Genomic DNA, 13,194 nt, shown 5'->3' with positions numbered 1-13,194 from the left:
CACAGGCTGTGCACCGCCCGTATCGCCCGCGTGGTTAACAGGGCGTTAACCGCGCCCGGTCAGGATGCCGCCATCAGATCAAGGGGGCAGATCATGGCGATCACCAGGGCCGAGGCCGCGCGGCGGCAGAACTATCACTATATGGCCGATGCGATGCGGATGCTGGAATGGGATCTGCACAACACCCTGCTGTCGCAGATGCGCATCCCCGCCGGATGGCACGAGATCGCGCGCGACAAGGGCACCGGCAAAACCCGCCGCGTGACCATCCGGCTGGACGAGGACATCGTGAAATTCTTTCAGTCAATGGGCACGAACTGGCAACCTCGGGTCAACCGGGTGCTGTCGGTCTGGATGCACGCGCGGCTGGCCGGGCTGATCGACGGCGCCGAGACGATGGACTATCTGCGCCGGACCGAGGACGACCCGATGGATTACGACGGCCAGCGCCCATGGTGGGCCGATGGGCCGCGCGAGATGGTCGAGGCCGGTATGCGCGAGGATATGGCGTGGAGCGGCAGCGGTGCGGGCGTCCCGCTGGGGGATGAGAGCAGTGAGATGGGGCGGTTCAAGGCTGAGGGGCGGGTGCGGATGGCGAGGGGGAGGGTGGAGCGGGGGTGATTTTTGGGCTGGTAACTACATTTAGCGATCTGACTTGACGGCAACCACCAATCGGGCGACAGTAAAATACCGCACCGGAGTCTCGTGCAATAATGTTCAAGCATCTCGATTTCGTTCGCCACGCAGGATGCCAGAGTTACAATCATGTCCAATCGTCCAGATTACAGTCTTCCAATCCCGTCACGGGCCAGTAAGTCTGCAATTTGGCAGTTTGCAGAAGAGCAGCGCCAGAGAGTAGGACTGAAAAATGGCTTCCAACTGGCCGATGTCGTCAGAAAAAACCGAGGGACAATCGAGTACATCGACTTTTTAGACGATGACCAGACTGATGCCATTATCGTTGAGCCTGATGGTTCTTTTAAGATAAGGCTATCGTCGTATACCGGCGCGCTGCGTGATAATTTCACCATAGCCCATGAACTGGGGCACAGGCTGCTGCATTGGCCGAAAGTTAAAAAAGCAAATCCGGGCAAAGGCATGAGAGCAACCAGATGGGTTGACAAAGATAATAAAGATTTGGTCCGCTGCGAATGGGAAGCAAATTGGTTCGCCGCAGCACTTCTTATGCCAAAAAAAGAATTCAGCGAATTCTACAAAAGCGACCGCAGCACAGTAGGGCAATTTTTTGGCGTAACGGAAGCCGCGGCAAAGATACGAGCAGAGAGCCTTGGTCTCTAAAATCGAAAAAGAAGAATTACGAGGCACACCGGCGGAATATAGAGTTCGGATATTTCTATCCGTTGACCTGAGCGGTTCAACTGCTTTCAAAAATTCCGATACTGGCCAAGACACAAAGGACGACCCAACCCCAAAGTGGGTTAGGGTGTTTCAAAAGTTTTACGACAGCTTTCCCGAAAGGTTCAATAGCTGCTACCTGCAATGCAGAACAGCCGCAACAGAAAATGATTCTTGCCCAGAGCTTTGGAAAGCTGTCGGAGATGAACTCGTGTTTTGTGGCCGAGTAACCAGTCAGAAATCGGCTGCGACGGCGCTTTCATCTTTTATAGAGACTTTGCACGCATATCGAAAGGAACTCTCCGATCAGGGGCTAAGCCTGAATCTCAAAGGGGCAGCTTGGCTTGCAGCCTTCCCGGAACCAAACAGGGCCGTTCATCTAAGGCGTGGTAATCAGGAAGCATTCACCTCTGCAACAGAGGAACTAGAATGCGCGGCAGACATGGAACCTTTCAATTACGACTTTCTTGGCAAAGCTATTGACACCGGGTTTCGAGTCGCATCCAAAGCGACGCCTGAAAAATTTTTACTTAGCGTGCAAGCGGCACGGCTGATTTTGAATAACAGGGGACGACTTGGCTTTGCTCATGATATAAGATTCGAAAAGCCAGAAGAGCTAAAAGGTGTCAATCATGGCGAACCGTATCCAAAGCTGTTTATTGACACGATGGATCATTTACCCGCTAAAGAGGTCAGACGGCGGGAACGTCAGCTACTGAATGGCAATGCGAACAACACCGACCATCAGTCGCTCTTAGACTACCTGAACGACTATTGTAGTCTAGTTGGCACAGATGACATCGCACTACCCCTTGATGACAATTGCGAAAAACCTGAGCCGCCTGAAAGTTATCTGAACCATAAAGAAAAAATTTTAGCCCATTTCGAAGGCGAGAAAGCGCGAGCAGCTAGTCAGGAAACAGGCGCGACACACGAGGAAACCTCAGAGCAAGAAGAAACTCTCGACAATCCCGATACTCTGAACCCGTAGCGCGATCACCCATGCGTCACCGGCTCCACCAGCACCTTATGGCCCGGTGCCGCCTCGCGATACACCGACTTTGGCGCGACATAATCCACCGGGTGAATCGGAGACGGGATCGGGCGGAAATTCAGGTCTTCGCTGATCTTTTTCTGGCGCGGGTCGGCGACGGGGACGGCGCTCATCAATTGGCGGGTGTAGCTGTGCTGCGGGTTTTCAAAGACCTGCTGGCGGGTGCCGATTTCGACGATGCGGCCCAGATACATCACGGCGACGTGATGGCTGACGCGTTCGACTACGGCCATGTCGTGGCTAATGAACAGCATCGAGATGCCGAGGTCTTGTTGCAGTTCCATCAGCAGGTTCAGCACTTGGGCCTGCACCGACACGTCCAGCGCCGACACGGCCTCGTCGGCGATAATGAGTTTCGGGTTCAGGGCGAGGGCGCGGGCGATGGCGATGCGTTGGCGCTGGCCGCCGGACATCTCGTGCGGATAGCGGCGCATGAAGTGGCGGGGCAGTTCCACGCGGTCGAACAGGGCGGCGATGCGATCCTCGCGTTCGCTGCGCGTGCCGATGCCGAAATTGCGCATGGGTTCAGCGACTTGATCGAACAGCTTCATATGCGGATCGAGGCTGGCGAAGGGGTCTTGAAAGATCATCTGCATGTCGCGGCGGGCGCGGCGCAACGCCCCGCTGCCAAGGGCGCGGACGTCGGTGCCGTTCAGGTCGATGCGGCCCGATTCCGGCTCGACCAGCCGCAGGATCGACCGCCCCGCCGTCGATTTGCCCGACCCCGATTCACCGACCAGAGACAGGGTTTCGCCGCCGTTGATGGTAAAGGACACGTCCTCGACCGCGTGAACATAGGCGACGGTGCGGCGCAAAATACCGCCCTTGACCGCGAAACGGGTGGTCAGGTTTTCGACCGTCAGCAAGGGTCTGGGGTCGGCGACGATGATCGGCGCGGGCGTGGCCGCCGTGCCGTCGCGCATCAGTCGCATCCGCTCGGGCGCGGGTTTGCCGGTCATCTCGCCCAGACGGGGGACAGCGGCCAGCAGCATTTTCGTGTAATCCTGGCGTGGATTTTCAAAGATTTGCGCGACGGGGCCTTCCTCGACCTTGTTGCCGCGGAACATCACCACCACGCGGTCGGCCATCTGCGCCACCACCGCCATGTCATGGGTGATGAACAGCACCGCCATGTTGTTGTCGCGTTTCAGGCGGTCGATCAGGGCAAGGATTTCGGCCTGAATCGTCACATCCAGCGCAGTGGTCGGCTCGTCGCAGATCAAGAGACGCGGCTCGCAGGCCATGGCCATGGCGATGACAACACGCTGCCGCATCCCGCCCGACAGCTCATGCGGGTATTGGTCAAGGCGACGCTCGGGTTCGGGGATACGGACCTCGCGCAGAATGTCCAGCGCGCGGGCGCGGGCCTGTGCGCGCGACAGGCCGCGATGGACGATCAACCCCTCGGCCAGTTGGTCGCCGACGGTGAAAACGGGGTTCAGCGCGGTCATCGGTTCCTGAAAGATCATGCCGATCTGGTTGCCGCGAATGTCGCGCATGGTGGCGCTGCCCTGTTTGGCGATGTCGATGGGCGCACCGTCGCCCCGGTCGAACATCAGCTTGCCGCCCGCAATCTCGCCCCCGCCGAACTCGACCAGCCGCATCAGCGCCAGCGAGGACACCGACTTGCCCGACCCCGATTCGCCCACGACACAGACGCATTCGCCCGGCTTGATGTCGAAGGAAATGTCGTTGACGCCGACAACGACACCATCGTTGGTCTGAAACTCGACCCGCAGATTGTTGATGGAAACGAGGGGTTTACCGTCCAGCATCTGCGGTTTCCTTTTTATTTACCGAAGCCGTGTTATGCGGCAGGGTAATGAGGTTGGCGCGGATGTCAAAGCGGCTTGATGGGGCGGATGATGCGGATTCTTGCGATGATTGCGATGCTGGCACTGCCGGGGCCGCTGCTGGCGGCGGGGGCAGACCTGCCCGTCATCGCGCCAGCGATGGATTGCGCGGCACTGGCGCAGCAGAATTTCAGCACGCTCAAAGCGCCGACGACCATCACCAGCGCCACTGAAACGCAGGTCGATGGTCATACGATGTGCGTGGTCGAGGGCGTGATCTCGCCGCGTGTCACCTTTCGGGTGCAGATGCCGGTCAGCGGCTGGACGCAGCGTTATTTGCAAACCGGCTGCGGGGGGCTGTGTGGGCGGCTTGGTATCGAATCGCCACAGCGCGACTGTCCGGCGATTGTGAATGGCGAATTCGCGATGGCCTCGACCGATATGGGGCATGATACCTCGGGCGGGCTGTGGGCGGCCAGCGATATGCAGCTGCGCGTCGATTTCGGCTATCGCGGCGTGCATGTGACCAGCGTGATCGCCAAGCGGATCATCACCGCCTATTATGGGCAGGCGCCGCAGTTTTCCTATTTCAGCGGCTGTTCCGACGGCGGGCGCGAGGCGCTGATGGAGGCGCAACGCTATCCCGACGATTTCGACGGAATCGCGGCAGGGGCGGCGGCCCTGAACTTTCTGGTGCAGAACAGCATGGCGCATGGCTGGAACGCGCATGTGGTGCAGCCTTTGTCCGATGACGCGCGGCTGACGACGGATGATCTGCCGGTGCTGCATCAGGCCGCGCTGGATGCCTGCGATGCGCGTGACGGCACGGCGGACGGGCTGATCTCTGACCCGTTCGGCTGCGATTTCGACCCGCTGACACTGGCCGGGAACGGGCTGTCGGAAACGGCCGCACGGGCGGCGGCAGATCTGTATCGCGGCCCCTATGATGGCGATCAGCGGCTGGTCGTGGGCGCATTGCTACCGGGGTCGGAACTGAACTGGGCCGGGGTGGCCGTGGCCGGCCCGCCGCCGGGCGGGCTGCAACAGGCGCAGGGTGACGCCCCGGCAATGGACCAGATCGTGACCTCGGCCCCCACGTCCGGGCGCTTTGCCATGTCGCCGCAGGCCGCATCAGACATGATCCCCGGCATGGCCTATGTGACGCCGTTTGACCCCGACTGGACGCTGGCGGATTTCACCTTCACCACCGATCAGCTGGAAAAAATGCGCCCGATGCATGGCATCTATGACGCGACGAATCCCGATATTTCCGCCTTTGCCGACCGGGGCGGCAAGCTGATCGTCTGGCACGGGCTGGCCGATCCACATATCTCGGCCGCCAATTCGGTCGCCTGGGTGCAGGCGGCACAAGCCGTGCTGGGCGACAAGGCCGACGGGACGCTGCGCCTGTTCCTGATCCCCGGCATGGGCCATTGCAGCGGCGGGCAAGACCTGACCAGCATCGACGTGATGTCGCCGCTGATGGATTGGGTGGAAAACGGCACCGCCCCAGACAGCCTGATCGCATCCGCCGATGATGCGGCGGCGCAGCAGGGCAAAGGCCGCACCCTGTTCCCCTTCCCCGCCACCGCCACGCTACAAGATGGCGGCACCGCCGACACGCCCGCCGACTGGCAGCCCGGCACAGCCATGCAGGTCGCCCCGACACTGTGGCAAAACTGGGCAGGTGCTGATTATTTCCGCTCTGGCTTTCAGCAGGATTGCGGTTTCGAAGGGCTGAATTTTCTCTGCCGCCCGCACCGGCCATAGCCTCAAACCCGCATCTTCTGTCCTTAAATATCCTCTGGGGGTCCGGGGGGCGAAGCGCCCCCGGCATTCGCGGGACGCAATAATCCTCTTGCCAAGGGGGGCGATGGACCGGAAACTGTCCCCATTCCGCCCGATCAAAGAGGCGGCGCGAACAAACGGACGGGGAACCACCAAGATCATGCTGCGACAGTGCCTTCGGCCCCCGCGCCTGTTCCCTGCCCGTTTCCGGTCATCCAACAGGAGGTAAGGCTCTCATGACACTGAAAACAGCCCTGATGGGCGCGGCGGCCACGCTGGTGCTGGCACCTGCGGCCATGGCCGAACGCGGCAGCGATGGTCAGGTGAACATCATCATGTGGCAGGCGCCCTCGACGATGAACCCCTATCTGTCGGGCGGCACCAAGGAAATCATCGCCGCCAGCATGACGCTGGAACCGCTGGCCAGCTTTACCCCTGCGGGCGAACTGGTGCCGCGTCTGGCCGCCGAAATTCCGACGCTGGACAACGGCGGCATCTCGGAAGACCTGACCACCGTCACATGGAAGCTGAAAGAGGGGATCAAATGGTCGGACGGCTCCGACTTTACCGCCGATGATGTGGTCTTTACCGCGCAATATTGCATGGACCCGGCGGGCGGCTGCGCGCAGCTGTCGAAATTCGAAGGCATCGCCAACGTCGAGGCGGTGGACCCGCTGACCGTCAAGGTCACATTCACCGCGCCGCGCCCCGATCCGTTTTCCGCCTTTGTCGCCGGTCAGTCGCCGATCATCCAGAAGGCGCAGTTCGAAAACTGCATCGGCGCGGCGGCCCCCACCTGCACCGACCAGAACTTCAAGCCCACCGGCACCGGCCCGTTTCGCGTCACCGATTTCCGTACCAATGACGTGATCTCGTTCGAGGCGAACCCCGAATACCGCGACCCAGCCAAGCCTGCCTTTGCCACGCTGGTAATGAAAGGCGGCAATGATGCGGCTTCGGCGGCGCGCGCGGTTCTGGAATCGGGCGAGTTTGACTATGCGTGGAACACGATGCTGGCCCCCGATGTGCTGGCCAGCATGGAGGGCGCGGGCCGGGGCAAGGTCGATGCGGCCTTTGGCAGCCTGCTGGAGCGGCTGGAAATCAACCTGACCGACCCGTCATCCTCGCTGCCCGAGGGCGAACGCTCGACCCGCGCGCATCCGCACCCGATCCTGTCGGATCAGCGCGTGCGCGAGGCGCTGTCCAAGGCGATCGACCGGGAAATGCTGGTGGAAATCGGCTATGGTCCCGCTGGTCAGATCACCTGCAACCTGGTCCCCGCCCCCGAGGCATGGGCATCCGACAACACCGGCTGCGTCGCGCAGGACATCGAGGGCGCCAAGGCGCTGCTGGACGAAGCGGGCTGGACGGTCGGCAGCGACGGCATCCGCGAAAAGGATGGGGTCAAGCTGCACCTGCTGTTCCAGACCTCGGTCAACGCCGTGCGGCAGGATTTTCAGGCGCTGATTAAACAGTGGTGGTCGGAAATCGGTGTTGATACCGAACTGAAGGTCGTCGATGCCTCGGTCTTCTTTGGCAGCGATCCGGGCAGCCCGGACACGTTCCAGAAATTCTACGCCGACGTGCAGATGTATGCCAACAACTTCGAGGGCGGCAACCCGGAACCCTATCTGGCGAAATACACCTGCGATCAGGCCCCCAGCCCCGCGAACCAGTGGCAGGGCGAAAACATCAACCGCTTCTGCGATCCGGCCTATGATGCAATGGTCGCGCAGATGACCCAGATCACCGACGCAGACGAACGCGCCGCCCTGGGCCGGCAGATGAACGACATGCTGACGAAAGACAGCTTTACCGTTATCCCGCTGGTCTATCGCGGCACGGCCTCGGCCTATCTGAACACCTTGGGCGGCGTGGAGCTGAACGCCTGGGATACCGAGCTGTGGAACATCGCCGACTGGTATCGGATCAAGGAATGATCCGCCCCTGCTGACAGCGAACCGGCCCTGCGGGGCCGGTTCACCCCGATTTCAGAAAGGTTTCCACATGCGTCGCCTGTCCGTCCTTTTGTCCACGCTGTGCCTGATCCCCGCCGTCCCTGCCCTTGCGGATCGTGGCGATGCCGGGGATCTGCGGATCATCTATTGGCAGGCCGCATCGACACTGAACCCTTACCTGTCCACCTCGGGCAAGGATGTGGACCCGGCCTCGCTTGCGCTGGAGCCGCTGGCCGGTATCGACGGCGAGGGCAATCTGTTCCCCCGCCTTGCCGCCGAAGTGCCGACACTGGACAATGGCGGTATCGCGCCCGATCACAGCGCGATCACCTGGCGGCTGAAGCCGGGGCTGGTCTGGTCCGACGGCAGCCCGGTCACGGCCCAGGATGTGAAATTCACTGCCGATTATTGCATGGCCGAAGGGTTCGGCTGTGCCGTCGCCGCGCGGTTTCAGGGCATTAACCGCGTTGAGGTGGTGGATGATCTGACCGTGACCATCCATTTCGACAGCCCGAAATTCGCGCCCTATCAGGCCTTTGTCGGATCGCGCGTGCCGGTGTTGCAGGCGGCGCAGTTCGCCAGTTGCCTTGGCCCGGCGGGCGCGGCCTGCACGGCGCAGAACTTTGCCCCCATCGGCACTGGTCCCTTTGTGGTGACGGATTTCCGCCCCAATGACGTGGCCACCTTCGAGGTGAACCCGCATTACCGCGACACCGCCCTGCCCCGCTTTGGCCGCGTCATCGTCAAGGGCGGCGGCGATCCGGCAGGCGCGGCGCGCGCCGTGCTGGAAACCGGCGAATATGATTTCGGCTGGAACCTGATGCTGGCCCCCGAAGTGCTGGCGCAGATGGAACAGGCCGGGCGCGGCCAGACCTTTGCCAGCTTTGGCACCATGGTTGAACGGATTGAACTGAACCAGACCGACCCTTCGGCTGATCTGGGGGCGGAACGCTCGACCTTGGCGCATCCGCATCCATTCCTGACCGATCCGGCGGTGCGCGCCGCACTGTCGATGGCGATTGACCGGGAATTGCTGGTGGAAATCGGCTATGGCCTGGCGGGCCGGGCAACCTGCAATATCGTGCCGGCCCCTGCGGCCTATGTGTCTGATAACACGGCCTGTCTGGCGCAGGACATCGCGGGCGCCAATGCGTTGCTGGATCAGGCCGGGTGGACGCCGGGCGCCGATGGTATCCGGCAAAAGGACGGCGTTCGGCTGCATCTGCTGTTCCAATCCTCGGCCAGTCAGGTGCGGCAGGATATTCAGGCGCTGGTCAAGCAATGGTGGCGCGAGATCGGCGTGGAAACCGATCTGAAGGTGGTCGATGGCAGCGTGTTCTTTGGCGGCGATCCGGCCAGCCCGGACACGATCCAGAAACTGTTCGCCGATGTGCAGATGTATACCAACAGCTTTGACAACCCCGACCCCGAGGCGTTCATGGGCAACCTGACCTGCGCCCGCATCCCCAGCCCGGACAATCAGTGGCAGGGCAACAATTTCGCCCGCTTTTGCGAAGCCGCCTATGACGAGGGCGTGGCCAAGCTGCGTCAGACCGCCAATGCGGGCGAACGCGCGGCGCTGGTGAAAATGCTGAACGATATGCCGACGAAAGACAGCAACATCCTGATCCCGCTGGTCTATCGCGGCATGGTCTCGGGTCATGTCAACAGCCTGACCGGGGTGCAGCCAAACGCATGGGAAAGCGATCTGTGGAATATTCAGGACTGGAACCGCAGCGAATGATGCGGGGCACGTGACATGCTAAACTTTGCTATCCGTCGCGCCTTGCTGGCGATTCCGACCTTGCTGTTCATCTCGCTGGTGATCTTTCTGCTGCTGGAGGCGTCGCCGGGCAGCCCCCTGGGCGACATCCCCCTGACCGTCCCGCCCGAGGTGCGCGCCCGGATGATCGCGGCACTGGGGCTGAACGATCCGTGGTATGTGCGTTACCTGCTGTGGCTGCGGCAGTTTTTCTGGGTCGAGCCGCTGCACTGGATCGACCAGCTGACCGGCACCGCATTTGCAGCGGGTGAACAGCGGATCATCAGCTTTCAATCGCGCAGCCCGGTGTTCGACGTAATCGCGCAACGCCTGCCGCAAACGCTGACCGTGGTGGGCATGTCCTATCTGATCGGGGTGCTGATCGCGATTCCCATCGGGATCATCTCGGCCTATCGGCAATATTCGTGGTTCGACCAGATCGGCACATTCGTGTCGATGGTCGGCTTTTCGATGCCGACCTTTTTCACCGGGGTGGTGCTGATCGTGGTGTTCGCGGTGAACCTGCAATGGTTCCCGATGATCTATGACACCACCCATCGCGTCACCGACTGGAACAGTTTCGTCGTGCAGGTGCGGCAGATGGTGATGCCGGTGACGGTGCTGGCGCTGTATAACGCGGCGCAGATCAGCCGCTATATGCGCGCCTCGATGCTGAACAATCTCAGCCAGGATTACGTCCGCACCGCCCGCGCCAAGGGTCTGTCGGAATGGCGGGTGGTGCTGAAACATGTGCTGCGCAACAGCCTGATCCCGGTGGTGACGGTGATCGCGCTTGGCCTGCCCGCCGTGTTCGGCGGCGCCATCATCACCGAGCAGGTGTTCAAGGTGAACGGGCTGGGCCAGTTGCTGATTATGTCGATTCACGCCAACGACATTCCGATGGTAATGACGCTGACCTTCATCTTTGCGATCCTGATCGTGACCTTTACCCTGATCGCCGATATTCTGTATGGCGTGCTTGACCCGCGGATCCGCTATGACTGACGCCCCTCGCAGCGCGCCGACCGAGGCGCAGGAAACCGCGCTGGCCAGCGCCACCAATGCCGCCGCGACCAGCGCCCTGCCGCCGGATGCGCCGGTGGCCGCCGCGTCGGAAACCCGCAGCCAGTGGCGCGACGTCTGGCGGCAGTTCCGTCGCAGCCGGGGCGCGATGATCGCGCTGGCGCTGTTCATCGGCATTCTGCTGTTCGTGTCGATCGGGCCGTATATCTGGACCATCGACCCCACCTATGTGGACATCCGCGCCCGCAATTCCGGCTTTTCGGCGGCGCATCCGCTGGGGACAGACCAGCTGGGCCGCGACATGCTGGCGCGGCTGATGTTCGGCGGGCGGGTGTCCATCGCCGTCGGGCTGACGGCGATGGTTCTGGCGATCACGCTGGGGTCGCTGATCGGGGTGCTGTCGGGCTATTTCCGCCGCCTTGACGCGCCGCTGATGCGGACGACCGAACTGTTCCTTGCCCTGCCGCTGCTGCCCTTGCTGCTGCTGATGGTGACGCTGTTCCGCGAACCGCTGTCCAAGAGTTTCGGTTCCGCCATGGGGATTTTCCTGCTGATCGTTGCGGCCATCGGCGCGACAAGCTGGATGCAATCAGCCCGCATCGTGCGCGGTGAGGTGCTGGCCCTGAAAGAGCGCGAGTTCATTCTGGCCGCCCGATCCATCGGCACCTCGCCCGTCGCGATGATCCGCCGCCATATCCTGCCCAACGTGCTGTCGCCGATCATGGTCGCCGCGACGCTGGGAATCGCCACGGCGATCATCACGGAATCGGCGCTGTCCTTCCTTGGCCTCGGGTTTCCGCCGGATTTCCCGACATGGGGACGGCTGCTGAACGACGCAGTGGATCAGATGCAGATGTATCCCGCACGCGTGATCCTGCCGGGTATTCTGATCTCCATGACCGTACTGTGCGTGAACTATATCGGTGACGGTCTGCGCGATGCGATGGACCCACGGATCAGGGGGCGCTAAAGGCGCGGGCCACCGCCCAGCAGGGACATTCCGCGCCGCCCACTGCACTGCCCCCGGTCGGCATCCAACGCAGAACAGAAAAAAGGCCACCCACGATCTGTGGGCAGCCTTTCGTCGTTATAGAAAAGGCCGGGTTTACCCGGCCGGTTTCTTATTCTTTTTCTTCGATGATGACCGCCAGATGCGGGATCGAGTTCACCATGCCGCGGATCGCAGGGGTATCTTCCAGCTCGCGCGTGCGGTGCATCTTGTTCAGGCCCAGACCTTTCAGCGTAGCGCGCTGGATGGCGGGGCGGCGGATCGGCGAGCCGATCTGCTTGACGACGATGGTTTTAGCCATTCTTGCCTCTCCTTACGCTTCGACCGCTTCGGCGGGCTTGTCCGAGGGCAGGATGTCGGCCACCTTCTTGCCGCGACGCTGCGCGACCGAACGGGGGCTGGCTTCCTTGGTCAGACCGTCGATGGTGGCGCGGATCATGTTGTAGGGGTTCTGCGACCCCAGCGATTTCGCCACAACGTCCTGAACACCCAGCATTTCGAACACGGCGCGCATCGGACCACCGGCAATGATCCCGGTCCCCGGAACGGCGGTGCGCATCACGACCTTACCAGCGCCATGACGGCCTTCCATGTCGTGGTGCAGGGTGCGGCCATCGCGCAGCGGCACGCGAACCAGGCTGCGTTTCGCCTGTTCGGTGGCCTTGCGGATTGCTTCCGGCACTTCTTTGGCTTTACCTTTACCAAAGCCGACGCGGCCGCGCTGATCGCCAACCACAACCAAGGCAGCAAAGCCAAAGCGCTTACCACCCTTGACGGTTTTCGACACACGGTTGATCGCGACCAGACGATCGGCGAATTCCGGGGTTTCCTCGCGCTCGCGACGGTCGTCGCGGCGATCCCGGCGGTTTTCACGTTCTGCCATAAGGCATCCTTTTCAAAAGTGGCGCGCGCGGCGCCGTTTTAGCCGATCCATGGTGGAATGCCCGACAAAGCAGACATCCCCCGGATCATCGGGGGGGCGCGAACGCCACCCGCAGAAATCAGAACTTCAGCCCGCCTTCACGCGCTGCGTCGGCCAAAGCCTTGATTTTCCCGTGGAACAGGAAACCACCGCGGTCGAACACAACGTTCTCGACGCCCGCCTGCTTGGCGCGCTCGGCGATGGCTGCGCCTATTTTGGCGGCAGCTTCGACGTTGTTCTTGCCAACAACGCCCAGATCCTTTTCCAGCGAGCTGGCCGAAGCCAGCGTCACGCCCTTGGCATCGTCGATGACCTGCACCGAGATGTTCTTGGACGAACGGTGAACCGACAGACGCGGGCGGCCATCGGCCGTTTTCCGCAGTTTGTTCCGAACGCGCAGGCGGCGCTTCTGGAACAGCTCTTGCTTTTTCAGTGCCATATCATGCGCCCCTTACTTCTTCTTGCCTTCCTTGCGGAAGACATACTCGCCCTTGTAGCGGATGCCCTTGCCTTTATACGGCTCGGGACG

The 13,194-nt window shown here is 61.6% G+C and carries 12 protein-coding genes; 8 read left to right on the top strand and 4 right to left on the bottom strand.

From position 1 onward, the window contains the following. The first annotated feature begins 93 nt into the window (after positions 1-93). The 3 genes from Q4G22_RS11670 (at position 94) to Q4G22_RS11660 (ending at position 2,347) form a co-directional block, all read left to right on the top strand. A complete protein-coding gene (locus tag Q4G22_RS11670) occupies positions 94-621 on the top strand; it encodes a BrnA antitoxin family protein (protein ID WP_303386075.1) in 528 nt (175 codons plus the stop codon). Between the two features lie 144 nt (positions 622-765). Next, a complete protein-coding gene (locus tag Q4G22_RS11665; protein WP_303386074.1) occupies positions 766-1,299 on the top strand; it encodes an ImmA/IrrE family metallo-endopeptidase in 534 nt (177 codons plus the stop codon). After that, positions 1,289-2,347: a hypothetical protein gene (locus tag Q4G22_RS11660; RefSeq protein WP_303386073.1), complete on the top strand. Its 1,059-nt coding sequence runs from the start codon at positions 1,289-1,291 to the stop codon at positions 2,345-2,347. Before Q4G22_RS11665 ends, Q4G22_RS11660 begins: the two co-directional genes overlap by 11 nt. 5 nt (positions 2,348-2,352) lie before the next feature. Here Q4G22_RS11660 and Q4G22_RS11655 read toward each other — a convergent pair whose 3' ends face one another. Beyond that, positions 2,353-4,185, bottom strand: coding sequence for an ABC transporter ATP-binding protein (locus Q4G22_RS11655; protein ID WP_303386072.1), 1,833 nt, complete (start codon positions 4,183-4,185; stop codon positions 2,353-2,355). A gap of 90 nt (positions 4,186-4,275) precedes the next feature. On the opposite strand from Q4G22_RS11655, the gene Q4G22_RS11650 reads away from it, so the two are divergent. The 5 genes from Q4G22_RS11650 to Q4G22_RS11630 all read left to right on the top strand — a co-directional run bounded on the left by Q4G22_RS11650 (position 4,276) and on the right by Q4G22_RS11630 (position 11,704). Next, positions 4,276-5,973, top strand: a complete 1,698-nt coding sequence (locus Q4G22_RS11650) for a tannase/feruloyl esterase family alpha/beta hydrolase (protein WP_303386071.1) — start codon at positions 4,276-4,278, stop codon at positions 5,971-5,973. A gap of 254 nt (positions 5,974-6,227) precedes the next feature. Then, on the top strand, positions 6,228-7,931 hold the full coding sequence (locus Q4G22_RS11645; protein ID WP_303386070.1) for a peptide ABC transporter substrate-binding protein: 1,704 nt from the start codon (positions 6,228-6,230) through the stop codon (positions 7,929-7,931). Positions 7,932-7,998: 67 nt separating this feature from the next. Beyond that, the gene (locus Q4G22_RS11640; RefSeq protein ID WP_303386069.1) at positions 7,999-9,693 is read left to right on the top strand and encodes a peptide ABC transporter substrate-binding protein; all 1,695 of its coding nucleotides are present in this window, start codon (positions 7,999-8,001) and stop codon (positions 9,691-9,693) included. A 15-nt stretch (positions 9,694-9,708) separates the two neighbouring features. Further along, entirely contained in the window at positions 9,709-10,716 is a 1,008-nt protein-coding gene (locus Q4G22_RS11635; protein WP_303360824.1) for an ABC transporter permease, read from the top strand. Next, positions 10,709-11,704, top strand: coding sequence for an ABC transporter permease (locus Q4G22_RS11630; protein ID WP_303386068.1), 996 nt, complete (start codon positions 10,709-10,711; stop codon positions 11,702-11,704). The genes Q4G22_RS11635 and Q4G22_RS11630 overlap by 8 nt, the downstream gene beginning before the upstream one ends. Positions 11,705-11,855: 151 nt before the next feature. Here the strand turns inward: Q4G22_RS11630 and rpmD are convergent, their stop codons facing one another. From rpmD to rplR, 3 genes are all read right to left on the bottom strand, one after another. Then, on the bottom strand, positions 11,856-12,044 hold the full coding sequence (gene rpmD, locus Q4G22_RS11625) for a 50S ribosomal protein L30 (protein ID WP_303360822.1): 189 nt from the start codon (positions 12,042-12,044) through the stop codon (positions 11,856-11,858). Between the two features lie 12 nt (positions 12,045-12,056). Then, positions 12,057-12,626: a 30S ribosomal protein S5 gene (gene rpsE / locus Q4G22_RS11620; RefSeq protein WP_303360821.1), complete on the bottom strand. Its 570-nt coding sequence runs from the start codon at positions 12,624-12,626 to the stop codon at positions 12,057-12,059. A 118-nt stretch (positions 12,627-12,744) separates the two neighbouring features. Then, positions 12,745-13,104 carry a 50S ribosomal protein L18 gene (gene rplR, locus Q4G22_RS11615; RefSeq protein WP_303360820.1) on the bottom strand — a complete coding sequence of 120 codons (360 nt, stop codon included), beginning with the start codon at positions 13,102-13,104 and terminating at the stop codon, positions 12,745-12,747. Positions 13,105-13,194 lie beyond the last annotated feature (90 nt).

The sequence above is a fragment of the Paracoccus sp. (in: a-proteobacteria) genome (genome assembly GCF_030538655.1).
GTDB lineage: Bacteria > Pseudomonadota > Alphaproteobacteria > Rhodobacterales > Rhodobacteraceae > Paracoccus.
Note: the sequence above shows the minus strand (reverse complement) of the source record. Positions and strands in the feature narration are given on the sequence as shown.

Excerpts from the sequence above, each read along its gene's own strand:
- Q4G22_RS11670 (WP_303386075.1), top strand. The coding sequence starts at position 94 with ATGGCGATCACCAGGGCCGAGGCCGCGCGGCGGCAGAACTATCACTAT.
- Q4G22_RS11665 (WP_303386074.1), top strand. The coding sequence starts at position 766 with ATGTCCAATCGTCCAGATTACAGTCTTCCAATCCCGTCACGGGCCAGT.
- Q4G22_RS11655 (WP_303386072.1), bottom strand. The coding sequence starts at position 4,185 with ATGCTGGACGGTAAACCCCTCGTTTCCATCAACAATCTGCGGGTCGAG.
- Q4G22_RS11650 (WP_303386071.1), top strand. The coding sequence starts at position 4,276 with ATGCGGATTCTTGCGATGATTGCGATGCTGGCACTGCCGGGGCCGCTG.
- Q4G22_RS11645 (WP_303386070.1), top strand. The coding sequence starts at position 6,228 with ATGACACTGAAAACAGCCCTGATGGGCGCGGCGGCCACGCTGGTGCTG.
- Q4G22_RS11640 (WP_303386069.1), top strand. The coding sequence starts at position 7,999 with ATGCGTCGCCTGTCCGTCCTTTTGTCCACGCTGTGCCTGATCCCCGCC.
- Q4G22_RS11635 (WP_303360824.1), top strand. The coding sequence starts at position 9,709 with ATGCTAAACTTTGCTATCCGTCGCGCCTTGCTGGCGATTCCGACCTTG.
- Q4G22_RS11630 (WP_303386068.1), top strand. The coding sequence starts at position 10,709 with ATGACTGACGCCCCTCGCAGCGCGCCGACCGAGGCGCAGGAAACCGCG.
- rpmD (WP_303360822.1), bottom strand. The coding sequence starts at position 12,044 with ATGGCTAAAACCATCGTCGTCAAGCAGATCGGCTCGCCGATCCGCCGC.
- rpsE (WP_303360821.1), bottom strand. The coding sequence starts at position 12,626 with ATGGCAGAACGTGAAAACCGCCGGGATCGCCGCGACGACCGTCGCGAG.
- rplR (WP_303360820.1), bottom strand. The coding sequence starts at position 13,104 with ATGGCACTGAAAAAGCAAGAGCTGTTCCAGAAGCGCCGCCTGCGCGTT.